The organism is Stenotrophomonas sp. 2694 (assembly GCF_040548715.1).
In the GTDB taxonomy this organism is placed as follows: Bacteria; Pseudomonadota; Gammaproteobacteria; order Xanthomonadales; family Xanthomonadaceae; genus Stenotrophomonas; species Stenotrophomonas indicatrix.
The window spans coordinates 1-25664 of sequence record NZ_JBEPSG010000009.1; the positions used below are offsets into that span (position 1 = coordinate 1).

The window sequence follows — 25664 nt, forward strand, 5'->3', positions numbered from 1 at the left end:
GTGTGGGCTTGCAGGACACGCCGTAAACCCGTCCATGGGGGCTCGATGGCGCCATCCATGGCGCCAACGGTCCTGCAAGCCCACACCGCCCCACCTTTGACAGATTTCCGGTGACGGTGCGAATCATCCGGGGCCTGATCCGTTTTCCCTGGAGAACGGATCAGGCCCCTTTCTGTTCGTGGATGTCGGCGGTTGCGGGCGCCGCCCGGCGGGACTACTCCGTGAGGGTGATCGGGGTCAGGGTGACCTTGGCGTTGTTGGCCGCTCCCATCCGGTCCTGGTAGGCCTGGCCGCGCTGCAACAGGTAGTAGCTGTCGATATAGTCGATGTCGTTGGCAAACCACGACGTGGGCATGGCCTTGAGGATCGCGCCTGCGATGTCGGCGATGACGGCATACTCAGGGGCGAAGGCGCCCAGTGCGGCTTTGACGCCGTTGCTCAGCGCCACCAGCAGCTCCTGGTAATTGGTATCGCCGTCATCTTCGAACAGCTGCACGTTGGCGGCGTTGAAGCGATAGTTGCCCCAGATGATCAGCGGTTGCTGCGGGGTGTAGTCGGTACCGTCGTAGTCCAGGTACGGCATGTCGACGGTGACCATCTCCGGTGCGGTGGCGCCCACCTGCAGACCGGAAACAACAGCGAACACCTCGGCTGCCCCCAGCGCCCAGGGCTCCTGGTCGTCCGCCAAGCGGATGCGGTCCAGGCGGGTGATATCCAGCGACGCCTGCGTGCCGTCAGCCGACAGCTGGATGCGTTCGGGCGATTGCAGGCCGCGGGCCTTCAGCCCCGCATTGACCAGGGCCATGCCCTCCTGCACGGCACGCCGCGTGTCGACGTCGACGATCAGCACCGGAAAGTCCGGGGCCCGTTTCGCATCCAGTACATGCGCGCGGCCCTGCGCGTCGTAGGCGGTGATCGTGGTCCAGTCGCGATCATTGCCACGCGGCAGACTGGCCACCCACAGCGGATGCGCATTGATGGCCGCCAGCGAGTGCCCCTCGGGCACGTACGCACGCAGCTGCAGCAGCCCCTGCCCCTGTGCCGGGAGCCCCTTGCGCTGGCGCAGCTGGCGATCGCCAGCAGCCAGCGATGCACTGGCCAGCGTATGCGCCTGCGGATCGAAACGGCCCATCAACGATTGCACCGGCACGCCCTGCTCCGGCGCCGCATGCAGCGAGCTGCGCACTGCATCGGCGAACCCTGGCTGGGCGATCAGTGCCGCCACCTCGCGCGCACCGGCATCGGTCAGCATCTGCACATCGGCGCCGCCGGCCCTCACCGGTCCCTGCGCGAAGGCCCCCGTGCTGGCCAGCAACAGCACCAGTGCGGAAACCCGAAACCTCCATTGCTTCGTCATCGACGGCCCCATCGAACGTCGCCGGCAACGCCGGCAGGAGCTTCCCACGCTACGACGCACGCGCCATACGTTCCGGTATGTGCCGCACAGTTCCGGCAGTGTCCCGCGAAAAGCAGCCGAGCGTGGGCTCGGCTCTACCCGTTCCTGATTTCCGTCGCTGGCCGCGAGAGGGCTCAGCCGTTGGCCATCCACTTCAGGATCAGCCCGGTCACATACGCCAGGCCGGTACCGGTGGCATAACCGACCGTACCGAGCAGCACGCCCACCGGCGCCAGCGTCGGATGGAATGCTGCCGCCACCACCGGTGCCGAGGCGGCGGCGCCGATGTTGCCCTGCGAACCGATCGCGAAGAAGAACAGCGGCGCACGCACCAGCTTGGCAACGATCCACAGCACAAGCACGTGGGTGGCCATCCAGATGGCCCCCAGCAGGAAGAGCCACGGACGATCCAGCAGCGACAACAGGTTCATCTGCATGCCGATGCAGGCGATCAGGAAATACAGGAACACGGTACCCAGGCGCGAGGCGCCTGCCGCTTCCAACCGGCGTGCACGGGTGAAGCTGAGCGTCAGGCCCATCGCGGTGGACAGCAGGATCACCCATACAAACTGGCTGTCGAGGCTGAACTGGCTGGCCCAGCTGACATTGGCCTTGAACCAGCCCGACAGCGGTGCGGCGATGGCATGGGCCAGGCCGACGCCGCCCAGTGCCACGCCGACGATCACCATCAGGTCGGTCATGCTGGGGATGCGCGCGTTCTGTGCCTCGTAGGCGCTGATGCGCGCCTTCATCTCATCGATGGCGCGGGTGTCGGCACCGTTGCGTGCATCGATCTGCTGGGCGCGGTTGGCCATGAACAACAGGATCGCCATCCACAGGCTGGCGCAGGCCACGTCGACCACCGCGAACTGGCCGAAGGTGGTGGCATCGGTGCCGAACACTTCGCGCATGGCGACCATGTTGGCGCCACCGCCGATCCAGCTGCCAGCCAACGCGGCCATCCCGGCCCAGGTGTCGCCAGCCACGGTTTCCGGATGGATCAGCTTCATCACCTGGAAGGAGACGATGGCGCCGAGCATGATGCCGGCGGTGCCGGCGCAGAACACCAGCAGCAGCTTCGGCCCCAGCTTGGCGATGCCCTTCAGGTCGATCGACAGGGTCAGCAGGACCAGCGCCGCCGGCAACAGCACATCGCGGGCGACCGGGTTGTACAGCGAGGTGTTGTGGCCATCGATGACACCGACGGTGTTGTAGATGGCGGGGATGAAATAGCACAGCAGCAGTGCTGGTACCCAGGCGAAGATCTTCTTCAGCAGGGGCGTCGGGCCACTGGCAGCCCAGAAGATCAAGGCGAGGGTGGCGGCGATCAGACCAAGGCCAACGATGTCGTTGCTGATCAGGGCAGTAGCGGGTTCGGTCGGCATGGGATCCTCTGTCGATCGAAAGAGCGGAAAAGAAAAGCGCCGCATAAGCGGCGCGGGTCGAAATTAACATAGTCTTCACGCAGGGTCATGCTGCGCTGCTTGCGGCAGCGCGTGGGCCTGCCGAGAATCGCTGCATTCCCTACTGGAGCCTGCCCCATGCAACTCGGCGCTTTTTCAGTCAGCCTGGCGGTGAAGGACCTGGCCACCTCACGTGCGTTCTACGAAGCGCTGGGGTTCTCGGTGACCGGTGGTGATGCGGCGCAGAACTGGCTGGTACTGCGCAACAACGGCATCGTGGTCGGCCTGTTCCAGGGCATGTTCGAGGGCAACCTGCTCACCTTCAATCCCGGCTGGGACCAGCACAAGCAGGAACTGGCATCCTTCCAGGACGTGCGTGAGGTACAGGCCGAGCTGGACGCCAAGGGCATCGCGCTCACGGCGCGTGCCGATCCCGATGGCGAAGGTCCGGCCTATCTGCAGCTGACCGATCCCGATGGCAACGTGATCCTGATCGACCAGCACGTGGCGCGGCCAACGGGGCGGTGACACGGCCAGCGTGCCAACCAGGGTTGGCACCTACCGGAACGCACGCGGCCATTGCCTGGTAGGCGTCGACCTTGGTCGACGGACAGGTCAGCCTGGCCGCGATGTACCAAAGTCGAGCGAGGCCAGGGTGCCGCGCGGTTGGCAGGGCTGCAGCTGCAGGGTCCAGCCCAGGTGCTCGCACAGCCGCGCGATCAGTTCCAGGCCGATGCCGCCGCGGTCGCCGCGCTCACCGCGGGCCATCCGCGCGTGGATCGCTGCGATCTCCTCCGGGCTCATGCCATGGCCGGGGTCCTGCAGGGTCAACACCGCTGCCGAGGTCAGGCGCAGCTCGATATGACCGCGGCCGCTGTTCTCGATGGCATTGCGCAGCAGGTTGCCGATCGCTGCCTGCACCACCGCCAGCGGCGCGACGATGTCGACCGGCGCGGCCTGGATGCCGATGCTCAGGTCCTTGTCACCCAGCAGGTGGCGATGGTCGTCGACGATCTCAGGCAGCAGCTGGTCCAGCGCGATGCGCTCGGCACGGGCAGCCAGGCGAGCGGGATCACGCGCCAGCACCAGCAACAGCTCGATCAGCTGCTCAACGCCCTGCGCGGTACGCAGCACGCGCTGCATCTGCTGTCGTGCGCGCTCAGGCAGGCCGGGCTGCTCCAGCGCCAGTTCGGCGGCACCGGTCATCACGGCGATCGGCGTGCGCAGTTCATGGCTTGCGGTACTGATGAACACCCGCTCGCGCTCGACGAACTGCTCGTTGCGATCAAGGTAATCGTTCAGCGCATCGGCGATGGTGTGCAGCTCGGAACTGCCGCGCGGATCGACGTCAATGCGCTGGCCCTGCACGCCGGGCCGCAGTACACCGATGTGCTGGGCCAGCAGGCTCAAGGGGCGCACCATGCGCTCCATGCCGAAGGAGGCCATCAACACGGTGACGAAGATCATGATGATGCCGGCCAGCATCACCCAGCGCGTTGCGAATTGTTCAAGATCGTGGAAATCGGAGATGTCCAGGGCCAGCGCAACCCGCCCCAGCGAGCCGGTATCGCGCACCATCACCGCCGTCTCGCGCTCGCCGATCATCACCCCGTCATGCAACCCCGGATGCAGGGTGCGCAGGCTGGCGGGCATGTTGGCTTCATTGAAGCGGAACAGGCTCAGCGTGTCCGAGTCCTGCCAGCGATAGTGCGGCTCGTGCTCGGTGTGCTCGACGATGCTGTCCAGTTCGGAATTGAGCAGCGCGCGCCACGCCGCGTGCTCGGCGTGTTCGTGCACGTAGTTGCCCACACTGAACACCGCCAGCGAAATCAGCGCCAGGTAGCCCAGCAGCCACCACACCACCCGCCGATACAGCGGCCCGGGTTTACGCGCCATCGTCATCGTTCCGTGCGTCTGCGCCTGCGGTGGACGCCAGCCGGTAGCCCACCCGTGGCAGGGTGTGGATCAGCTTGTCGGCAAAGGGGCCATCCACGCTGCGGCGCAGTTCGTACACATGCGAGCGCAGCAGGTCGCCGTCCGGTGGTTCGTCACCCCACAGGGCGAATTCCAGCTGCTGCCGGGTGACCGCGCCCGGGCTGGCGCGCATCAGCACTTCCAGCAGCTTGCGGCAGGCCGGGTACAGGTGCAGCACCTGGCCGGCGCGCTGAGCCTCCAGGCTGGCCAGGTCCAGCACCAGGTCGCCCACCTGCAGGCGCTTGCGCGGATTGCGACCCTGAGCGCGCAGCAGCAGCGCCTCCAGGCGCACTTCCAGTTCCGGCAATGCGAATGGCTTGGTCAGGTAATCATCTGCGCCGGCGCGGAAGCCGGCGATCTTGTCCGGCAGTTCGTCGCGCGCGGTCAGCATGATCACCGGCACTTCCGAGGCGTGCTCGGAGCGCAACCGCCGCAGCACCTCCGGGCCTTCCATGCGCGGCAGCATCCAGTCCAGGATCACCGCGTCATACGGGTGGCTGCCGGCCAGGTGCAGGCCGGTGATGCCATCCGGGGCCACGTCGAGCACATGCCCGCGCGACTCGAAATAGTCGAACAGGTTGGCCACCAACTGGCGGTTGTCCTCGATCACCAACAAGCGCATGCACGAAACATCCACGGAAGTTCATGCCATGGTAGCGCTGCGGATGTCGGAATGCGGTCGCCATGCCGGCCGCTCCGACGGCTTTCCCACGTGCCCCTCATCAGAATGGCCGTTTTGCTCCCGGAGCCTGCCGTGCCCGTTGCCCTGCCCCGCCGTTGGCACCTGCCGCTGCTGTGGTTGTTGATCGTGATGGCGCTGGCGGCCGGGCTTGGCATGCGCCAGCCGCAGCCACCGGACGAACCACGCTTCGTGCTGGCCGCACGTGCCATGGTGGAGAGCGGCGAGTGGCTACTGCCACACCGGGGCAGCGAGCTGTACGCCGAGAAGCCGCCGGTGTTCATGTGGCTGCAGGCCGCCGCCCACCAGGTGGTCGGCAGCTGGCAGTGGTCGTTCCTGCTGCCGTCGCTGCTGGCCGCGCTGCTCAGCCTGTGGCTGGTGTCTGACCTGGCACGCCGTCTATGGTCGCCACGGCATTCGTTGTACGCGCTTGGCGCACTGTTCTGCACCCTGCAGTTCGGCTTGATGGCCAAGCGCGCGCAGATCGACATGGTGCTGGTGGGCTTGACCACGCTGGCCCTGTGGGGCCTGCTGCGCCACCTCTGCGAGCGCCGCAACCTGCCGGCCCTGTGGCTGGCGGGCTTCGCCGCCGGCGTCGGCACGGTGACCAAGGGGGTGGGCTTCCTGCCCTTGCTGATGGTGCTGCCCTGGCTGGGCTGGCGGCTGTACCAGCGCCGTCGCGGCCAGCCGGTGGACGGCCCCCACCCCGCCAGCCTGCTGTGGCTGATTCCGGCCTTCCTGCTGGGCACGGCGGTGTGGCTGGCACCGCTGGGCTGGGCGCTGCTGCATGAACCCAGTGCATCACTGCAGTCGTACGCCCACGAGCTGTTGTTCAAGCAGACCGGCACCCGCTATGCCAACGCCTGGCACCATCGCCAGCCGGTCTGGTACTACCTGCAGGTGATCGCCACGCTGTGGCTGCCGGGTGCGCTGCTGCTGCCGCTGATGGTCAAACCGTGGTGGCGCCGGCTGCGTCGCGGCGACCAGCGCCAGTGGCTGCTGCTGGGCTGGGCCGCGCTGGTCCTGCTGTTCTTCACTGCCAGCCCGGGCAAGCGCGAGGTGTACGTGCTGCCGATGCTGCCGGCGATGGCACTGGCGGTGGCGCCGCTGTTGCCCGGCCTGCTGCGTCGCCTGTGCGTGCGTCGCTATCTGTTCGGCTACAGCCTGCTGCTGATGCTGGCCACCGGCGCGCTTGGCGTGATGATGCTGACCGACAGCCCCTGGGCGCAGGCGCAGCTGGCCCGGCGGGCGATGCCCGACACCCTGCTGCCCGTGTTCGGCGATGGCCTGCTGACCTTCGCCATCGCCGTGGCGACGCTGGCGGTGTGGCTGCGGATACGACGCGCGGCCACGCTGGTACTGCTCACCCACGGTCTGCTGTGGATGCTGTACGGACTGGTGCTGATACCGGCGCTGGACCCCTACGCCTCGGCGTCGGCGGTGATGCGCCGGGTGGGCACACGGATCGGCCCCGATGCGGAGCTGGCGCTGGTGGCCTGGCGCGAACAGAACCTGCTGCAGGCCGACCGGCCGGTGCGCGAGTTCGGCTTCAAGCGGCCGTGGGCAGAGCAGTGGCACGACGCCGGTCCATGGTTGGCCGAGGCGCCGGACAAGCGCTGGTTGCTGGTGCTGGACAAGGCCATGAGCCCCTGTGTCGATCCGGCCCAGGTCATCGAGATCGGTGTTGCCAATCGCAATCGTTGGCAGTTGCTTCCGGGCACCGCCTGGGATGCGGCCTGCCATGCCGAGCGTGCAGGCGCCAACGACGAAGAAGACTGAATGATGATTCGCACCGCGCATGGATTAACCCGGCGCAAACGCGTGTACGACCCTTCTCCGACATGCCAGTGACGAGCATGGCCGCGGATCCCCGTAACGGCCCCTTCCCTGCATGCCCGCTCGCCCTCTTGTCCCGGCAGTCTCCTTTGCGCCCTCGCTGCTGGCGTCGCGTTTTGCCGCTACCCATCTTTGGCTGCCTTCTGTCATCGGCATTGCGTTGTTCACCGTGTTGATGGGCCTGGGTGGCGACCAGTGGCTGGCCGACCATCTGTTCCGGCTGGAAGGCGGCCGCTGGGCGCTGCAGGATGCATGGCTGACGCGTTCGGTGGTGCACAAGGCCGGCAAGTGGCTGAGCACCGCTGCGGCACTGGTGGCGATGCTGCTGTGCTTCCACCACTGGCGCCGCGGCCGCGATCGCACGCTGCGTTGGGCGCTGCTGTATGTGGTGGTGGCCGTGGCACTCGGCACCGGGCTGATCTCGCTGCTGAAGTCGCTGGTGCCGATGGACTGCCCGTGGGATCTGCTGCGCTATGGCGGACACGACCCGTTCGTCGGTCTTCTCAGCAGCCGCCCGACCGGCATGGCCGCCCGCGCCTGCTTCCCCGCCGGCCACGCAAGCGCGGGATACGCATGGATGTGCCTGTACTTCTTCGCGCTGCTGTGGCGCCCCGCCTGGCGTTGGGCCGGGCTGTGGATCGGCCTCGGCAGCGGCCTGGTGTTCGGCATCGGCCAACAGCTGCGCGGCGCCCACTTCCTTTCGCATGACGTTGCCACCGCCTTGATCTGTTGGCTGCTGTCGCTGGGCCTGTATCTGGTGGTCCGCCGCCAGCTGGATCGCTCGACCCGCCAGGAGGCGGTTGCATGAACGCATCGGTCCAACGTTCCTTGCGGCTGCCGACACTGGCCAGCATCCGCGCATGGCGGCCACAGCTGTCCACCGAAGCACTGATCGTGCTGACCAGCCTGTTCTTCGCTGTGGCCGGCAATGGCCTGTTCTGGCACAGCGCCATGGCCAGCCATCCGGGCAGCCTGCGCTATGCGCTTTCACTGTTGTTGCTGCTGCTGGGTGCGCACGGTGTGCTGCTGGGCATCCTGGTGTGGCGCTGGAATGCCAAGGTGGTGATCAGCGTGCTGCTGCTGGTCACCGCGTTTGCCGCGCACTACATGAGCCGTTACCACATCTATCTGGACGCGGACATGCTGCGCAACGTGCTGGCTACCGACCCCAAGGAAAGCCGCGAACTGATGACGGTGTCGCTGCTGTGGCCGGTCCTGCTGCTGGCTGTGTTGCCGATGGTGGTGCTGTGGCGCGTTGACCTGCGCCGCCGCAGCTGGGGCCGCAGCCTGCTGTGGCGCATCGGCTTCCTGCTGGTCGCTGCGGTCACCGCACTCGGTGGCGCGCTGGTGTCCTTCCAGGATGTGTCGGCGCTGATGCGCAACCAGCGCGAAGTGCGCTACCTGGCCACGCCGGCCAATGTGCTGCTGGGGCTGCCGCGTGCCCTGCGCGGCGACAACCCGGTGCAACGCGCGCCGAAGCTGCCGATCGGTACCGATGCCAAGGCGACCCCGCGCGCAGCGACCAGCAAGCCACGCCTGCTGGTGATCGTGATGGGCGAAACGGTGCGTGCGCAGAACTGGGGCCTGAATGGTGGCCGCAATACCACGCCGGAGCTGGCCCAGGCGGCGGTGGTCAATTTCCCGGACATGCACTCCTGCGGCACCAGCACCGAGGTTTCGCTGCCCTGCCTGTTCTCGCCATGGGGACGCCACGAGTACGACGAGAAGAAGATCCGTGCGCACCAGTCGCTGCTGCATGTACTGAACCGCGCGGGCATCGTGCCGCTGTGGCGCGACAACCAGTCCGGCTGCAAGGGCGTATGCGAGGGCCTGGACTTCCAGTCGCTGTCGGACGCGACCACGCCGGGGCTGTGTGCCGATGGCCGTTGCATGGACGAGATCCTGCTGCAGGACCTGGCGACGCAGGTGCGTGCGCGCCCGGGTGATCGGGTGGTGGTGCTGCACCAGCTGGGCAACCATGGCCCGGCCTATTTCGAGCGCTACCCGGCCGCCTTCCGTCGCTTCACCCCGACCTGTGACACCCAGGACATTGGTCGCTGCTCGCGCGAAGAGATCACCAACAGTTACGACAACGCCGTGCTGTACACCGATCACTTCCTGAGCAAGACCATCGGCACGCTGCAGGGCCTGCAGGACTACGACACGGCGATGATCTACCTGTCCGACCACGGTGAATCGCTGGGCGAAAAGGGCCTGTACCTGCACGGTGTGCCGTACGCGATCGCACCGGCCGAGCAGACCCGGGTGCCGATGACGATGTGGTTCTCGCCGGGCTTCGCCAGCAGCCGTGGACTGGACCTGCAGTGCGTGCGCAAGCGCTCGGCCAGCTACACCGACCACGACAACCTGTTCCCGTCGGTGCTGGGGCTGATGCAGGTGAAGACCTCGCTGTACGAACGCGATCGCGACCTGTTCGCCAACTGCGAGAGTTAGGGTTGTTCGGCAGGGCTTGCAGCCCTGCACCTGCTGCAAGCAACAGCAACAGCCGAAGCAAACGCAGAAGCGGGTTTCCTGAGGGATGGCGGGGTGGGTCCGGTGGCGGGAGACGCCGTAAACCCGTCCATGGGGGCTTGGCCGCGGCATCCATGCCGCGGACACTCCCGCCACCGGACCCACCCCGCCTTCGACAGATTTCCGCTGCTGTTGGTGGGTGCCGACCGTTGGTCGGCACGGGGTCGGATCCGAATTTGAGTCTCGATTTCTGACAGATCTCATCCACGCATGGCGTGGATCTACTGCCATCACCGAATTGCGTCTGGGGCAGAGCCCCCTGAGTCAGGGGGCGGCCGCGAAGCGGCGGGGGTCTGGGAGCTGGTAAGTGGGGCCCACGTTTCGCGCAGCGAAGCGTGGGAGCGACAGCGCGCATGCGATGTCGCGGTCCCCGGGCGCCGCCCGGCCGACTTCCGCCACTTGCGGTGGCAACGCCTGCCCACTAGCCTTCGGCGGTCGTTCACCACCCAAGGATCGCCCGTGAAACACCGTCATCTCCTGCTGGCCTCGGCAATCGCCGCCGCCACGCTGGCCCTGGCCGCCTGCAAGAAGGAAGCCGCCCCAGGCACCGAGACCGCCAGCAGCAGCGCAGCGGCCGGCGAAACCGCTGACCAGTTCGTGGCCCGCATCAATGCCGAATTCAAGGCGGCCTACCCGGAGATGACCTCGGCGCAGTGGCTGTCCTCCACCTACATCAACAGCGATTCAGAGCGCATCGCGGCCAAGGCCAACGAGCGTTCGCTGACCCAGCTCAACAGCTGGATCGAGCAGGCCGGCAAGTTCGATGGCAAGCCGATGAGCGAAGACAGCAAGCGCGCGATCCACCTGCTGAAGCTGATGTCGTCGATGCCGGCACCGCGCGACCCGGCCAAGCTGGCCGAACTGACCCAGATCGCCACCCGCATGGAAGGCAGCTACGGCGCAGGCAAGTACTGCACCGACGCCAACGATCCCAACTCCTGCCGCCAGCTGGGCGAACTGGAGCAGGTGCTGGCGCGCAGCCGCGACTATGACCAGCAGCTCGATGCCTGGCAGGGCTGGCACAGTACCACCAAGAGCATGCGCGGTGATTACCAGAAGTTCGTCGGCCTGGTGAATGAAGGTGCCAAGGGCATGGGCTTCACCGATGCCGGACAGATGTGGCGCAGTGGCTATGACATGCCGCCGGAGCAGATCGGACCGGAAACCGATCGCCTGTGGGAGCAGGTCAAGCCGATGTACGAGCAGCTGCACTGCTACGCGCGCGGCAAGCTGGACAAGACCTATGGCAAGGACAAGGCCGAGGTGGGCAACGGCCTGATCGCCGCGCACCTGATGGGCAACATGTGGCAGCAGGACTGGTCCAACCTGTGGGACCAGCTGGAACCGTACCCGGGCGCCGGCAGCCTGGACATCACTGCAGCGCTGGAAAAGCAGTACCAGACCAACCTGAGCGCGGCGCTGGCCAAGGCCGGCAAGGATGCGAACGTGGCCGCGCAGTACAAGGCGCAGCGCGAGGCCGAACTGCGCACCGCCAAGCAGATGACCGAGCGTGCACAGGACTTCTACGTATCGCTGGGCATGCCGTCGTTGCCGCAGTCGTACTGGGACAAGACCCAGTTCATCAAGCCCGATGACCGCGACGTGGTCTGCCACGCCAGTGCGTGGGACATGAACATGGAAGGCGATGTGCGCACCAAGATGTGCATCAAGCCCAACGAAGAGAACTTCACCACCATCTACCACGAGCTGGGCCACATCTATTACGACCTGGCCTACAACCCGCTGCCGCCGCTGTTCCAGGGCGGTGCCAACGATGGCTTCCATGAAGCGATCGGCGACACCATCGTGCTGGCGATGACGCCGAAGTACCTCAGCTCGATCGGGCTGGTCGACGCGCCGACCGAGAGCCGCGAAGCGGTCATCAACAACCAGATGCGCATGGCGCTGTCAGGTGTGTCGTTCCTGCCGTTCGGCCTGATGATCGACCGCTGGCGCTGGGGCGTGTTCGATGGTTCGATCACCCCGGACAACTACAACAAGGCATGGTGGGACCTGAAGGCCAAGTACCAGGGCGTGGCCCCGGCCAGCGCCCGTGGCGAGGAATTCTTCGACCCGGGTGCCAAGTACCACGTGCCGGGCAACACCCCGTATACCCGCTACTTCCTGGCGCGCATCCTGCAGTTCCAGTTCTACAAGGGCCTGTGCGATGCCGCCGGCTTCAAGGGCCCGCTGCACGAGTGCACCTTCTACGGCAACAAGGAAGCCGGCCAGAAGTACTGGGCGATGCTGAGCAAGGGTGCCAGCCAGCCGTGGCAGGCCACGCTGAAGGAACTGACCGGCTCGGACAAGCTCGATGCCGGCCCGATGATCGAGTACTTCAGCCCGGTCAATGCCTGGTTGAAGCAGCAGAACGAAGGCCAGATGTGCGGCTGGCAGGCCAACGCGGCACCGGCGGCGAAATGAAAAAAGGGCGGATCCGCGAGGATCCGCCCTTTTCCGTTTCGGTAGCGCCGGGCCATGCCCGGCGAGCGCAGCGGCGTAATGAAAAGCCGCCGGGCATGGCCCGGCGCTACCGCGATGACGATCAGTTGCTCTTCTTCGCCGCCAGCTGCGCGGCCAGCGCGGCCTTGAATTCCTCGAAGGTCTGCCCCTTCTCGTTGGCTTCGGCCTGCGCCGCATCGCGCAGCGCATCCGAATAGATCAGGCGCACCGGCGTGCCCTGCCGTTCGTGCAGTTCACCGGCCTGCATGATCAGCGCCAGTACCTGGGCCGCACTCTCGCTTTGGCCGGCGATGCGGCCATCCATGCCCAGCACCCATTCGCCATCGCGACGGACGATGCCGGCCAGCAGCGTGCGCTGCGTGTCGCGCAGCTCGGCGTGCGGCTCGACGGGCGAGGCGGTGGCGGCGGCCTTGTTGGCAGCCTGCTGTTCCTGGCGACGGCGCTGGTCGCGGCGGGATTTGGAAGAGGTCGACATCAGTGGGGCTTGCATTGCGGGGGCGCAAGGATAACCCACACCCCCTGCATGCCGGTTCACGCCCGTGCGGTAGCGGCTCAGTCCAGTACCCGCCCCTGCCGCCAGTACCCCATGAAGGTGATCGCGCGGCGATCCAGGCCGCAGTCCTTCAGCAGGTGCCGGCGGATCGCCATCACCGCGCCGGCCTCGCCCGCTACCCAGGCATACAGCGCGCCGTCCGCGTTGGCGTCAGCCTGCTCCCACAGGATCTGCGCATCAACGTCGATGTCGTCCAGCTCGGCAGCCCCGGCGACGGTCGCGGCCGCCGCCAGCCGCGCCTGTACTGCCTGCAGCAGCCGCTGCCCATGGGCCTGCTGCCCGCGTGGCAACCACACCATTTCGGCCGTGGCCGGGGCCTTCAACGGCACCGCATCACCGGCCTGGGCGATCTCCAGCAGGGCCAGCGTGCGCGGCGGATCGGCCAGCCCGGCCAGTTCCTCGAGGATGCCGGCCACCGCCGGCAATGCGGTCTCATCGGCCACCAGCAGCACCTGGCCTACCCCGGCTGGCGGCTTCCATTCCCAGCCCTCGCTGCTGTCCGCACAGTCGGCATCGGGGGCCAGCAGCACCACGCGGTCGCCCGGCCGTGCATGCGTGGCCCAGCGCGAGGCCGGTCCGGTCTGGCCATGCAGCACGAAGTCGATGTCGACCTCGCACTCGCCGGCACGCAGCTGGCGGAGGGTAAAGGTGCGCATCGGCGGCCGCGCCTCATCGGGCAGTGCCCGGTAGCGGGCATACCAGTCTTCGCCGCTGGGCACGTCCGGCGCGTCCTGGCCGGGCAAGGGGAAAAACACCTTGATTCGCTGGTCCGGGCCTTCGGTCTTCATGTGCGCCACGTCGGCGCCGGTGAACACCATGCGGTCCAGGGAAGGAGAAAGAACGCGGCGCTCCTTCAGCGCCACCTCGAACAGGCGGTAGGTCTGCTGCGCAGCCATGCGGGTACCTCATGCGACGACATCGGAATGGCTGGCTGTCGTGCACCCACGAACCGGCTCGCTGGAAACCCCAGCCTAATCCCTGCCCGCAGCGCCGCAACGGATCCGCGCGTGATGACGCGCCCTACCCCTGCACGACGCTCAATGCGCCGTGCTGGCTGCCTCTGATGCGCGCTCGCGCTGGTGCTCCCAGTACCAGAACACGAAGCCGGCCGCGAAGAAGCCCGCCTGTCCCAGTGCCAGGTGCAGCGGGTTGTTGTGCAGCAGCGGCGATACCACGCCGGCCACCACGGTGCTGATCATCAGCTGCACGAACGCCTGCAGCGACGACGCCAGGCCGCGCTGCAGCGGATACATGTCCAGCACCGCCAGCGCCAGGATCGGGAAGATCAGCGCCATGCCCATGCCGCCAAGGAAGATCGGCATCACCGCCCACGGCAGCGCGAACTGCGGCGCCAGGGTGACGTAGCCGATGTTCAACACGGCAGAGACCGCACACAGGGTGAAACCGAGCGCGACCTGCCGGGTCGGTGTGCTGTGCCCGGCCATGCGCCCGGACAGGAACGAACCGGTGGTCATGCCGCCGATGGTGGGAATGAACAACCACGCAAAGCCACCTTCACCCAGATGCAGGTGCTGCATCACGATGGCCGGCGCCGAGGAGATGTACAGGAAGATGCCGCCGAACCCGATGCTGCCGGCCAGGGCCAGGCGCAGGAACCGCGGGTTGAAGCCGATGCGCACGTAATCGCGCAGCAACGTGCGTGGCGACAGGGCGATCCGCGCCTCCACCGGATGGGTTTCCGGCAGGAAGCGCGCGGTGGCCGCCAGCAGCACCAGCGCGAATACCACCAGGAACCAGAAGATCAGCGGCCAGCCGGCACCGCTGAGCAGGATCCAGCCACCGATGATCGGCGCGATGGCCGGGGCGATACCGAACAGCATCGACACCTGGCTCATCAGCCGCTGCGCGTCGTGGCCGTGGTACAGATCGCGGATCACCGCGCGGCCGACGATCATGCCCACGCCGGCGGACAGGCCCTGCAGTGCGCGGAACGCCAGCAGCGTGGTCAGGTCGGTAGACAACGCACAGCCCACCGAGGCGCCGACGAAGATCACCAGGCCGCCGAGGATCACCCGCTTGCGTCCCCACGCATCGGACAGCGGGCCATGGGCCAGGCTCATCAGGCCGTAGAACAGCAGGTAGACGCTGATGGTCTGCTGCACCGCCACTTCGTCCACCGCCAGGCGCTGGGCCAGCTGCGGAAACGCGGGAAAGATGGTGTCGATCGAGAACGGACCGAACATGGCCAGGCCAGCGAGCAACAGGGCCATGCGGCGGGTGGAAGGAGCAACGGCGGCGGTCATCGGGCAAGCGTCCGGCAGGGCCATGCATGACACGCACGGCGGGCGCCGATCCCCTGCAGCAGGGACGGCGCCAGATGAATACGAGAATCCCACCATCATAGGTGGGGAATGCGCGCGATGCCATGCACGGATGCACAGAACGCACGCCCGGGCCATCGGCCATTCAGCCCCGTGAGGCCAGCCCGGGCCACCGTCAGGCGGCGGCAACGAGCTATAATCGGCGGGCAACACGGTGGGAGAAGCAGGTCACCGCTGCCGAAGGCGCAACGCCCGTAATCGCTCAGGCCCGATACCACCCGTAACAGAACTCTGGAGAGACCGGTTAGATCCGGCGCCGAAGGGGCACGAAGCTGCGGTTTTCCGCGCTTTTAAACTCTCAGGCAAAAGGACAGAGGGGCGCCCGCAGACCGCCGACCGGCGGCTTGTGCCCGTGCGTGTGCCCTTTCCTGACGGATCCTTCGCCATGTCCCAGAACACCCCTTCCCTGCGTGAGCTCGAGCACCATTCGGCGTTCGTCGAGCGCCACATCGGCCCCAACGATGCCGAGATCGCGCAGATGCTCGGCGTCATCGGCCACGCCTCGCTGGATGCGATGACCGATGCCATCGTGCCGGCCAAGATCAAGTCGCCGGCACCGCTGGCGCTGCCGGAGTCGATCACCGAAGTGCAGGCGCTGGCGAAGATCCGCGCGATCGCCGACAAGAACACCGTGCTGCGCAGCTTCATCGGCCATGGCTACTACGGTACCCACACGCCGAACGTGATCCTGCGCAACATCCTGGAAAACCCGGCCTGGTACACCGCCTACACCCCGTACCAGGCGGAAATCTCGCAGGGCCGCATGGAAGCGCTGATCAACTTCCAGACCCTGTGCGCCGACCTGACCGGCATGGAAATCGCCAACGCCTCGCTGCTGGACGAAGCCACGGCCGCCGCTGAAGCGATGACCCTGGCCAAGCGCTCGGCCAAGTCGAAGTCGGACACCTTCTTCGTGCACGACGCCGTGCACCCGCAGACGCTGGAACTGCTGCGCACCCGCGCCGAGCCCATGGGCATCGTGCTGCGCGTGGGCACCCCGGCCGAAGCGCTGGAAGCGGAAGCCTTCGGCCTGCTGCTGCAGTACCCGGACACCTTCGGCCAGGTGGGCGACTACAAGGCGCTGGTCGATGCCGTGCACGCGCGCGGCGGCCTGGTGGCCGTGGCCACCGACCTGCTGGCACTGACCCTGCTGGCCGCCCCGGGCGAATGGGGTGCGGACATCGTGGTCGGCAACAGCCAGCGTTTCGGCGTGCCGTTCGGCTTCGGTGGCCCGCATGCTGCGTTCATGGCCTGCCGTGACGCCTACAAGCGTTCGATGCCGGGCCGCCTGATCGGCGTCTCGATCGACGCACAGGGCAACCCGGCCTACCGCCTGACCCTGCAGACCCGCGAACAGCACATCCGCCGCGAGAAGGCCACCTCCAACATCTGCACCGCACAGGTGCTGCTGGCGGTGATGGCCTCGATGTATGCCGTCTACCACGGTCCGGAAGGCCTGACCCGCATCGCCCGCCGCACCCATCGCCTGGCCGCCATCCTGGCCAGCGCGCTGCGCACTGCCGGTGTGCAGGTCGGTGCCGACTTCTTCGACACGCTGCACGTCACCGGTGTCGACGCCGACGCGATCCATGCCAAGGCCCGTGCCGCCGGCTACAACCTGCGTGCGATCGACAGCAGTTCGGTCGGCATCAGCCTGGACGAGACCGCCACCCGCGCCGACATCGTCGCCGTAGGCGCGCTGTTCGGTGCCACCGTTGATGTGGACGCGCTCGATGCCAGCACCGCCGATGCGCTGCCGGCCGGCCTGCTGCGCCAGTCCGCGTTCCTGACCCACCCGGTGTTCAACACCCACCACAGCGAGCACGAACTGCTGCGCTACCTGCGTTCGCTGGCCGACAAGGACCTGGCGATGGACCGCACGATGATCCCGCTGGGCTCGTGCACCATGAAGCTCAACGCCACCGCCGAAATGATCCCGGTGACCTGGCCGGAGTTCTCGCAGATCCACCCGCTGGTGCCGGCCGAGCAGGCGCTGGGCTACAAGGAACTGATCGATTCGCTGGAAGCGATGCTGGTCGAGTGCACCGGCTACGACGCCGTCAGCCTGCAGCCGAACTCCGGTGCGCAGGGCGAGTACGCCGGCCTGCTGGCGATCCGCGCCTACCACCGCTCGCGTGGCGAAGATCACCGTGACATCTGCCTGATCCCGGATTCGGCGCATGGCACCAACCCGGCCTCGGCGCAGATGTGCGGCATGAAGGTCGTGGTCACCAAGACCGATGCCAACGGCAACGTCGACGTCGAAGACATCCGCCTCAATGCCGAGAAGTACAGCGACCGCCTGGCCGCGATCATGATGACCTACCCGTCCACGCACGGCGTGTTCGAGGAAGAGGTGGTGGAGATCTGCGAGATCATCCACAAGCATGGCGGCCAGGTGTACACCGACGGTGCCAACATGAACGCCCTGGTCGGCGTGGCCAAGCCGGGCAAGTGGGGTTCGGACGTTTCACACCTGAACCTGCACAAGACCTTCTGCATCCCGCACGGCGGCGGCGGCCCGGGCGTTGGCCCGTGTGCGGTCAAGTCGCACCTTGCCCCGTTCCTGCCGGGCAAGCTGGGTGACAACGGTCCGGTCGGCATGGTCAGCGCCGCCAGCTTCGGCAGCGCCTCGATTCTCCCGATCAGCTGGATGTACATCGCGATGATGGGCACCGAGGGCCTGCGCAAGGCCACCCAGGTCGCCCAGCTCAACGCCAACTACATCGCCAAGCGCCTGGCCCCGCACTTCAAGACCCTGTACACCGGTCGCAACGGCCTGGTCGCGCACGAGTGCATCCTGGACGTGCGTCCGCTGGAGAAGACCAGCGGCATCGGTGCCGAAGACGTGGCCAAGCGCCTGATCGACTTCGGCTTCCATGCCCCGACCCTGAGCTTCCCGGTGGCCGGCACGCTGATGGTCGAACCGACCGAAAGCGAATCGCTGCACGAGCTGGACCGCTTCATCGACGCGATGATCCAGATCCGCGAAGAGATCACCGCGATCGAAGACGGCCGCCTGGACCGCGAGGACAACCCGCTGAAGAACGCCCCGCACACGGCCACGGCCGTGACCGCCAGCGAGTGGACCCACGCCTACCCGCGCGAGCTGGCCGCCTTCCCGCTGCCGAGCCTGAAGCTGCAGAAGTACTGGCCGCCGGTAGCCCGCGTCGACAACGTGTACGGCGACAAGAACGTGATGTGTGCCTGCATCCCGGTCGATGCCTACAAGGATGATGAAGTCGAGGCGTAAGCCATCGCGGCATCGGAAATGAGAACGGCCCGCGCAAGCGGGCCGTTTTTGTTTTCCCGTAGCGCCGGGCCATGCCCGGCGAGCGCAGCGGCAGAACGCGTCACGGGTCGGGCATCTGCCCCAGGCTCAACTGCCACGACACGCCGAAGCGGTCCTGCACCCAGCCGTAGCGGCTGCTGAAATCCTGCTCGCCCACCGGCATCAGCCAGTGCCCGCCGTCACCCAGCACGCGCGCGGCACGCTCGAATGATTCGGCGCCGGAACACTCGACGAACAGCGACATCGAGGGCGTGAAGGTGAAGTCGTGCACATCCAGGCTGTCAAAGCACAGGTAGTGGGTGCCGCCGAGCAGGAAAATGGCCTGGCGGACCTGCCCGGGCACGCCCGCGCCCGCCCCGTCCGGGTGGCGCTGCAGGGCCAGCAGGCGGAATTCGGCGAAGGCTTCGGCGTACAGGGCCAGCGCCGCTTCGGCCTGGCCGGTGAACATCAGGAAGGGACGGCTGCGCAGCATGCGGTGCTCCCGTTCGTCGGGCCGGTGATGGCCCACCCGATCAGGATGGCACGCGGAATGTGGGCGCGGCGTATCGGTAGCGCCGGGCCATGCCCGGCGGCCCCATCACGCCTCGCGCATGCGCCGGGCGATGGCGCTGCTGGCCGCGATGGTCGCCGTCAGCGCCACCATCGACAGGAACTGCAGGCGCGTATGCGCTTCACTCAGCAGCAGGCCGAAGATCAGCGCCAGGATCGCCAGCGCACAGACGGTCAGCCACGGGAAGCCTGCCATGCGGAACGGCAGGCGCGTGCCCAGGCGGTCGGCGCGACGGCGCAGCACCAGCTGCGAGACCAGCGACAACGTCCACACCAGCAGGCAGGTGGAGCCGACGATGTTCAGCAGCACCGGCAACACCTTGTCCGGGAACAGCAGTTCCATGATGGTGGCAGCAAAGCCGAACAGGACGCTGGCCAGCACCGCGATCACCGGCACCTGGCGCGGATCGGTCCAGCCCAGCACGGCCGGTGCTTCGCGGCGTTGCGCCAGCGAATACATCATGCGCGAGGCGCCGTAGAGGTTGGCATTGAGCGCTGACAGCAGGGCGATCACCGCGATCAGGGTGATGGCGGTGGCCGCGCCCGGAATATTGGCGACATCGAGAACCGCGGCAAACGGCGACTTCAGCGCTTCGCTGGTCCACGGCACCACGGCGATGATCACGCTCAGCGAACCGATGTAGAACACCAGGATGCGCCAGGCCACGGTGCGGATGGCACGGGCGATGCTGCGCTCGGGGTCTTCGGTCTCCGCCGCAGCGACGGCCACGATTTCGGTGCCACCGAAGGCGAACACCACCACCAGCAGCGCCGCGCCGATGCCGGCCAAGCCCTTCGGTGCGAAGCCACCGTGCTCGGTGAAGTTGCTCAGGCCCGGCGAGGCCACCTGCGGCAGCCAGCCCATCAGCAGCGCCACGCCCACGGCAATGAAGGCCAGGATCGCCGCCACCTTGAGGATGGCGAACCAGAATTCGAACTCGCCGAAGTTCTTCACCCCGAGCAGGTTGATCGCGGTGAAGAACAGCATGAAGGCCAATGCCGCCATCGGTACCGGCACCACCGGCCAGACCGTGGCCAGCAACCCGGCCGCACCCACTGCCTCGGCGGCAATCACGATGACCAGCTGCACCCACCACAGCCAGCCCACGGTGGCACCGGCGGTGGCGCCCATGGCATCGGCCGCATACACCGAGAACGCACCGCTGGTCGGCTTGGCCGCGGCCATTTCACCCAGCGCGTTCATCACGATGATCACCAGCGCACCGGCCACCAGGTAGGACACCAGCACCGCCGGGCCGGCCGCCTGCACGCCCACGCCGGAGCCGAGGAACAGGCCGGCGCCGATGGCGCTGCCCAGCCCCATCATGATCAGCTGGCGTGGCTTGAGCGAATGGCCGAGGCGGGAGGGCGAAGCGGTCGTATCGGGGGTGGCGGGCATCGGCAGGGCTGGCGGCGGCTACAAGGGCGACACCTTACCGTGTCCAGCCGCCGCGGGGATAGGCACAGCGCAGCAGGAAACTCAGGCCGGTACCGGCTCGCCGACATTGCCGCCGATACGGGCGCGGTAGGCGCGCGGGGAGAAACCGGTTTCAGCCTTGAACTTGCGGGTGAACGCGCTCTGGTCGCTGAAACCGCAGGCCTGGCCGATGCAGGCAATGCTCTCGTTGCCATGCAGCAGGTGCATGGCCATCTGGATCCGCAGCCGGGTCAGCACCTGCTGCGGCGTCATCTGGAACACCTTGCGGAAGCTGCGCTCCAGCTTGGACAACGAGAACCCGGTGATGTCCAGCAGCGTCTGCATCCGCACGTTCTCGGCGTAGTGCGTATTGAGGTGGGCCAAGGCCAGACGGAGCTGCTCGTACTGGGTCCCCAGGCTGTCCTTCTGGCCGAGGTCGCGGGAAATGCCGATCAGCCCCTCGACCTGCCCGTCCACCAGCAGCGGGCGTTTGCAGGTCAGGCACCAGCCCGGTTCGCGGTTGGCGAACAGGTGCAGCTCCATCAGGTTCTCGATCACCTCGCCGGACAGCACGCGTGCGTCCTGGTCGACATAGTCCGCACTCAGGCCGGTGGGGTAGATCTCGGCCGCGGTGCGTCCGATCACGTCCTTGCGCGCACGCAGGCCCAGCCGTCGCAGCATGGTCTGGTTGACGTAGGTGTAGCGGCCCTGGCGGTCCTTCATGAAGAACAGCACGTCCGGAATGGCGTCGAACAGGGCTTCGATGTCGGCGGGTTCGACTCGCATGCGGCAAGCATACCCGAGCCGCCGATTTGTCTGCGCGTTCACTCCTACGGGACCGTGCATTAACGCCGGCGGCGCCACTGTCTGGAGTCTGCCCCCTACCCGCTCCAGGAGATCCTCCATGGCCGCCAGCAAGCCGACCGGCAAGCGCGCTCCCGCCACCACCTCCGCCGACCGTGACAGCCGCGGCCAGGGCGATGAACTGCATCAGCTCGCAGGAGGCGCCCATCTGGTACTGACCAGCAACCAGGGCATTCCGGTTGCAGACAACCAGAACTCCCTGCGCCAGGGACCGCGTGGACCCACCCTGCTGGAAGACTTCCTGCTGCGCGAGAAGATCACCCACTTCGACCACGAGCGTATTCCCGAGCGCATCGTCCACGCGCGCGGTTCGGCCGCCCACGGCTTCTTCGAACTGACCCGCTCGCTGGGCAAGGTGACCCGGGCGAAGATCCTCACCGAGGTCGGGGTTAAGACGCCGGTGTTTACCCGCTTCTCCACGGTTGCCGGCGGCGCCGGCTCGGTCGACACCCCGCGCGACGTGCGCGGCTTCGCGGTGAAGTTCTACACCAGGGAAGGCAACTGGGACCTGGTCGGCAACAACATTCCGGTGTTCTTCATCCAGGACGCGATCAAGTTCCCCGACCTGATCCATGCGGTGAAGATGGAACCAGACCGCGCCTTCCCGCAGGCGGCCAGCGCACACGACACGTTCTGGGATTTCGTCTCGCTGATGCCCGAATCGATGCACATGATCATGTGGGCGATGAGCGATCGCACGATTCCGCGCTCGCTGCGCACCATCGAAGGCTTCGGCATCCACAGCTTCCGCCTGCTGGATGAGGAAGGGAACTCCACCTTCGTCAAGTTCCACTGGCGGCCGAAGCTGGGGCTGCAGTCCACCGTCTGGGACGAGGCGCTGAAGCTGCAGGCCGCCGACAACGATTTCCACCGCCGCGACCTATTCGAGGCGATCCAGCGCGGCGATTTCCCAGAGTGGGAGCTGGCCGTGCAGCTGTTCACCGAAGAACAGGCCGATGGCTTCCCGTTCGACCACCTGGACCCGACCAAGATCATCCCCGAGTCGCTGGTGCCGCTGCAGGTGATCGGACGCATGGTGCTGGACCGCTGGCCGGACAATTTCTTCGCCGAAACCGAGCAGGTCGCCTTCTGCCCGGCCAACGTGCCGCCGGGCATCGATTTCAGCAACGACCCGCTGCTGCAGGGGCGGCTGTTCTCCTATCTGGATACCCAGCTGATCCGCCTGGGCGGACCGAACTTCAACCAGATTCCGATCAACGCACCGAAGTGCCCGTTCGCCAACCATCAGCGCGATGGCCACATGCAGATGCAGGTGCCGAAGGGGCGCGTGGCCTACGACCCCAGTTCGCTGCAGGAAGACAGCCCGCGCGAGACGCCCGCCGGTTTCCGCAGCCACGCCAGCGCCGATGATGGGCGCAAGGGCCGCACCCGCGCGGAGAGCTTTGCCGACCACTACAGCCAGGCGCGGATGTTCTTCCGCAGCCTGGAAAAACCGGAACAGGCGCACCTGGCCTCGGCGCTGGTGTTCGAGCTGTCGAAGGTGGAAACCGAGAAGGTGCGCGTGCGCACCGTCAGCCATCTGCGCAACATCGACGAAGGCCTGGCCAAGCGCGTGGCCGACGGGCTGGCACTGGGCACGCTGCCCGCCCCGGCACCGACGGCAACCCCTGCACAGGACCTGCCCGCCGCACCCGAGGTCCGCGTGATCGGCCGCAACAAGCCCCTGCTGCAGGGGCGCTGCATCGGCATCCTGTTCGACGAGGGCTCCGATGCACGGGTGATCGCCAATCTGCGCAAGTCCGCCGAAAAGGCCGGCGCCAGCGTCAAGCTGGTCGCGCCGAAAATTGGCGGTGCCACGCTCAGCGACGGCAAAATGCAGGCCGCCGATGGACAGCTGGCCGGTACCCCGTCGGTGGTGTTCGACGCAGTGGCGGTCGTGCTGAGTGCCGACGCCGGCAAGGCCTTGGCCAAGGAAGCGGCAGCCGTGGGCTTTGTCAGCGATGCCTGGGCGCACCTGAAAGCCATCGCCAGTGACGAAGGCGCACAGGCCCTGTTGAAGGCAGCGCGCGTCGGCAACGATGCCGGCACCGTGGAGGCCGAAGACAGCAAGGCCTTCCTCGCCGCTGCCGCCACCCGCCAGTGGGCACGCGAGCCGAAGCTGCGCCTGCTGGCCTGACCATCCGACAGGAGAATCCCCATGCCCCGTGGTGACAAATCCGCCTATACCGACAAGCAGAAGCGCCAGGCCGAGCATATCGAAGAGAGTGAGCGCGAACGCGGTGCCAGTGAAGGCACCGCCGAGCGCATCGCCTGGGCCACCGTGAACAAGCAGGATGGTGGTGGCAAGCGCAGCGGCAGCGCGCGCAAGGCAACGAAGAAGGTGGCCAGAAAGACAACGGCGAAGAAGGCTTCCGCAAGCAAGGCGCCGGCGAAGAAGGCCGCTGCGAAGAAGACGCCTGCGAAGAAGGCCGCCACCAGGAAGACTGCTGCAAAGAAGGTGGTGAAGAAGGCGCCTGCGAAGGTCCCTGCAAAGAAGGCGGCCGCCGGGAAGGCAACGCAGAAGAGCGCCTCACGCAGCACCGCTGCGAAGAAGGCCGCAAAGACCCGTGCAGCAAAAAAGGCGGTACGCAAGACCGCGGCGAAGAAGGCCGCACGCACCCGCGCCAGCAGTTAGCCGGTGGCGGGCAGCGCCCTCACCCAACCGGCCACCACCGCGGCGGCCGGTTCGGCACGGGCCTGCAGCAGCAGATGCGGCCCTTCCAGGGTCACGTGCCGCGCGTCCGGCAGCAGGGTCTGCAGCTCGGCTACGCTCGGTGGCCACAGCAGCCGGTCATGACCCGCCTGCAGGCACAGCGTCGGCACCCCGATCTGCGGCAGCAATGCGCGTACGTCCACCCGCAGGGTCGCTGCGGCGCGTTGCCGCAACGTGGTCGCTGGAATCTGAGCCAACGCAGCGCGCAGCATCGACATGTGTTCACCGGTGCGCCAGCGCCCCAGCAGCAGGCGCGCCAGCAACGCCACGGGAGGCACCGGCCAGGCCGGTGACAGCAGTGCCGCGCCGGCTGCCGGCAATGGCACGGGCCGGCGCGCAAAGGTCGCGGCCAGCACCAGTCCGCGCAGCGCTGCGGGCTGGCGCGCGGCCAGCTCGACTGCCAACGGCCCCGAGAAGGACTCGGCAAGCAGGATGAAGGGGTGGCGGGGCAGCTGCGGCCACAGCCATCTGGCAAGCGTGGCGTAATCCTGCCCGCCCTGCGCAGGCAGCGCGATCGCCTGCGTCGTCAGCCCATGAGCCTGCAGTGCGGACAGCAACGGGGTCGACATGCTGCCGGTGCCATCCAGGCCTGGCAGCATCAGTACGTGCAGCGGCGCGGCCGACGCGGCATCACAGCCCTGTTTTTTCCTCACGTCCCGTTCCCATGCCAGCTCCTTTGCTGGCAAGCATCGCCCGGATCGGCAGGCGAAGGAACCTCTTCCTGGCTCTCCCTCTGCTGTGCCGGCCAAGGTTGCGCGATACTGCCGGCTCTGCCGCAGGATGCGGCTACCAAGGAGAGCGTTGATGCGAGGGACCTACGCACTGGCCATGATGGCCCTGATGCTGCCACTGACCACCTTTGCCAGCGATGGCTGGATAAATGGCGACGGCAAGGCGGTGCCGCAGACCGATGCCATGAAATCCAGCGATGGCTTTGCGGCATCCCTGCTGGTCACCTCCGACGCCGACTGGCGGGCCAAGTGGGAAACTCCACCGGAGAGCACTCCCAGCTTTACCGAGGCCAGCGAAGTCCACCTGGGCGGAGAATTGTTCCTGCTGACATTCCTGTCCAACCCGCAACTGGATGAGAACCGCGTACCCAAGGTGCACTGCGATCTGCGCATGCTTCGCCCGGACGGCAGTACCAGTGTCGACGAACGCGATGTTCCCTGCTTCACTGCCGCCCTGCCCGGCCCGCCAACCCTGCTGTACATGACCAGTGTGCAGCTGAAGTTCGTCGCCGAGGCAGGTGACCCGAAGGGCACGTGGACCGCGCAGGTGGTGGTCAGGGATCTGTTGCGGAATGTAAGCCTGCCCCTGCAGGCCCGCTTCGACGTCCGTTGACAGGAGGCCTGCAGATGAAGATGCGACGACTGCTGAGCTGGACAGGCCTTGCGCTGTGCGTGGTCTACCTGCTGTTGACCGCGTGGCTGGTCCACGGCGCGCAGACAGACGCCGACCCGAAGGGTACCTACATCCTGATGGCACTCCCCATCACCCTGCAGTCCGCCGCGCTTGATGCCATCGGCGCAGGCAGCCTGTTGTACGGCAAGCCCTGGTCGACCGCGTATGCGGTGCTGGTTCCGCCAACCCTGCTGTTGCTGTACGCGGCCGGTTGGTTGATCGAACGCTCGGCACGCGGGCGCTAGCG

21 protein-coding genes and 1 riboswitch are annotated in these 25664 nt (G+C 66.9%); of the genes, 10 read left to right on the plus strand and 11 right to left on the minus strand.

Annotated features, from left to right (window positions below; all coding sequences use genetic code 11):
• Positions 1-214: 214 nt before the first annotated feature.
• Both ABIA73_RS12600 and ABIA73_RS12605 read right to left on the minus strand, forming a co-directional pair.
• Entirely contained in the window at positions 215-1357 is a 1143-nt protein-coding gene (locus tag ABIA73_RS12600) for a DUF3103 family protein (RefSeq protein WP_354275873.1), read from the minus strand.
• A gap of 173 nt (positions 1358-1530) precedes the next feature.
• A complete protein-coding gene (locus ABIA73_RS12605; protein ID WP_354275874.1) occupies positions 1531-2781 on the minus strand; it encodes a DUF819 family protein in 1251 nt (416 codons plus the stop codon).
• A 156-nt stretch (positions 2782-2937) separates the two neighbouring features.
• On the opposite strand from ABIA73_RS12605, the gene ABIA73_RS12610 reads away from it, so the two are divergent.
• Complete coding sequence (locus tag ABIA73_RS12610; RefSeq protein WP_025877085.1) at positions 2938-3327, plus strand: VOC family protein; 390 nt, start codon at positions 2938-2940, stop codon at positions 3325-3327.
• 87 nt (positions 3328-3414) lie between these two features.
• On the opposite strand, the gene ABIA73_RS12615 is transcribed toward ABIA73_RS12610, so the two are convergent.
• Positions 3415-4695 carry a sensor histidine kinase gene (locus tag ABIA73_RS12615; protein ID WP_354275875.1) on the minus strand — a complete coding sequence of 427 codons (1281 nt, stop codon included), beginning with the start codon at positions 4693-4695 and terminating at the stop codon, positions 3415-3417.
• Positions 4685-5395, minus strand: a complete 711-nt coding sequence (locus tag ABIA73_RS12620) for a response regulator transcription factor (RefSeq protein WP_025877081.1) — start codon at positions 5393-5395, stop codon at positions 4685-4687. Before ABIA73_RS12620 ends, ABIA73_RS12615 begins: the two co-directional genes overlap by 11 nt.
• A gap of 132 nt (positions 5396-5527) precedes the next feature.
• Here ABIA73_RS12620 and ABIA73_RS12625 point away from each other — a divergent pair, with 132 nt between their 5' ends.
• The 4 genes from ABIA73_RS12625 (at position 5528) to ABIA73_RS12640 (ending at position 12244) form a co-directional block, all read left to right on the plus strand.
• Positions 5528-7231 (plus strand): ArnT family glycosyltransferase, encoded by a 1704-nt coding sequence (locus tag ABIA73_RS12625; protein ID WP_354275876.1) that lies wholly within the window; start codon positions 5528-5530, stop codon positions 7229-7231.
• A gap of 112 nt (positions 7232-7343) precedes the next feature.
• On the plus strand, positions 7344-8096 hold the full coding sequence (locus tag ABIA73_RS12630; protein ID WP_431602308.1) for a phosphatase PAP2 family protein: 753 nt from the start codon (positions 7344-7346) through the stop codon (positions 8094-8096).
• Positions 8093-9742, plus strand: a complete 1650-nt coding sequence (locus tag ABIA73_RS12635) for a phosphoethanolamine transferase (RefSeq protein WP_218787831.1) — start codon at positions 8093-8095, stop codon at positions 9740-9742. The genes ABIA73_RS12630 and ABIA73_RS12635 overlap by 4 nt, the downstream gene beginning before the upstream one ends.
• A 537-nt stretch (positions 9743-10279) precedes the next feature.
• Positions 10280-12244: a M2 family metallopeptidase gene (locus ABIA73_RS12640; protein WP_032976622.1), complete on the plus strand. Its 1965-nt coding sequence runs from the start codon at positions 10280-10282 to the stop codon at positions 12242-12244.
• Positions 12245-12365: 121 nt separating this feature from the next.
• Here the strand turns inward: ABIA73_RS12640 and ABIA73_RS12645 are convergent, their stop codons facing one another.
• The 3 genes from ABIA73_RS12645 to ABIA73_RS12655 form a co-directional block, all read right to left on the minus strand.
• Complete coding sequence (locus tag ABIA73_RS12645) at positions 12366-12758, minus strand: hypothetical protein (RefSeq protein ID WP_025877073.1); 393 nt, start codon at positions 12756-12758, stop codon at positions 12366-12368.
• 77 nt (positions 12759-12835) lie between these two features.
• Positions 12836-13732, minus strand: coding sequence for a siderophore-interacting protein (locus tag ABIA73_RS12650; RefSeq protein ID WP_354275877.1), 897 nt, complete (start codon positions 13730-13732; stop codon positions 12836-12838).
• Between the two features lie 141 nt (positions 13733-13873).
• Positions 13874-15100 carry a multidrug effflux MFS transporter gene (locus ABIA73_RS12655; protein WP_025877069.1) on the minus strand — a complete coding sequence of 409 codons (1227 nt, stop codon included), beginning with the start codon at positions 15098-15100 and terminating at the stop codon, positions 13874-13876.
• A gap of 299 nt (positions 15101-15399) precedes the next feature.
• Positions 15400-15502: riboswitch (glycine riboswitch) on the plus strand.
• 61 nt (positions 15503-15563) lie between these two features.
• On the opposite strand from ABIA73_RS12655, the gene gcvP reads away from it, so the two are divergent.
• Entirely contained in the window at positions 15564-18431 is a 2868-nt protein-coding gene (gene gcvP / locus ABIA73_RS12660; RefSeq protein ID WP_354275878.1) for an aminomethyl-transferring glycine dehydrogenase, read from the plus strand.
• A 100-nt stretch (positions 18432-18531) separates the two neighbouring features.
• On the opposite strand, the gene ABIA73_RS12665 is transcribed toward gcvP, so the two are convergent.
• From ABIA73_RS12665 to ABIA73_RS12675, 3 genes are all read right to left on the minus strand, one after another.
• Positions 18532-18942: a VOC family protein gene (locus ABIA73_RS12665; RefSeq protein WP_025877065.1), complete on the minus strand. Its 411-nt coding sequence runs from the start codon at positions 18940-18942 to the stop codon at positions 18532-18534.
• Between the two features lie 105 nt (positions 18943-19047).
• Positions 19048-20418 (minus strand): amino acid permease, encoded by a 1371-nt coding sequence (locus tag ABIA73_RS12670; protein WP_032951979.1) that lies wholly within the window; start codon positions 20416-20418, stop codon positions 19048-19050.
• Between the two features lie 81 nt (positions 20419-20499).
• Positions 20500-21222 (minus strand): AraC family transcriptional regulator, encoded by a 723-nt coding sequence (locus ABIA73_RS12675; RefSeq protein WP_025877061.1) that lies wholly within the window; start codon positions 21220-21222, stop codon positions 20500-20502.
• A gap of 118 nt (positions 21223-21340) precedes the next feature.
• Between ABIA73_RS12675 and ABIA73_RS12680 the strand changes: the two genes are divergently transcribed.
• A complete protein-coding gene (locus tag ABIA73_RS12680) occupies positions 21341-23437 on the plus strand; it encodes a catalase (protein WP_354275879.1) in 2097 nt (698 codons plus the stop codon).
• Positions 23438-23458: 21 nt separating this feature from the next.
• Positions 23459-23935 carry a hypothetical protein gene (locus ABIA73_RS12685; RefSeq protein WP_279208812.1) on the plus strand — a complete coding sequence of 159 codons (477 nt, stop codon included), beginning with the start codon at positions 23459-23461 and terminating at the stop codon, positions 23933-23935.
• Here ABIA73_RS12685 and ABIA73_RS12690 read toward each other — a convergent pair.
• Positions 23932-24666: an alpha/beta fold hydrolase gene (locus tag ABIA73_RS12690; protein WP_256993980.1), complete on the minus strand. Its 735-nt coding sequence runs from the start codon at positions 24664-24666 to the stop codon at positions 23932-23934. The genes ABIA73_RS12685 and ABIA73_RS12690 overlap by 4 nt on opposite strands.
• A 151-nt stretch (positions 24667-24817) precedes the next feature.
• On the opposite strand from ABIA73_RS12690, the gene ABIA73_RS12695 reads away from it, so the two are divergent.
• The gene (locus ABIA73_RS12695) at positions 24818-25357 is read left to right on the plus strand and encodes a hypothetical protein (protein WP_032976617.1); all 540 of its coding nucleotides are present in this window, start codon (positions 24818-24820) and stop codon (positions 25355-25357) included.
• Between the two features lie 14 nt (positions 25358-25371).
• Positions 25372-25662 carry a hypothetical protein gene (locus ABIA73_RS12700; RefSeq protein ID WP_032951973.1) on the plus strand — a complete coding sequence of 97 codons (291 nt, stop codon included), beginning with the start codon at positions 25372-25374 and terminating at the stop codon, positions 25660-25662.
• Positions 25663-25664: the final 2 nt, after the last annotated feature.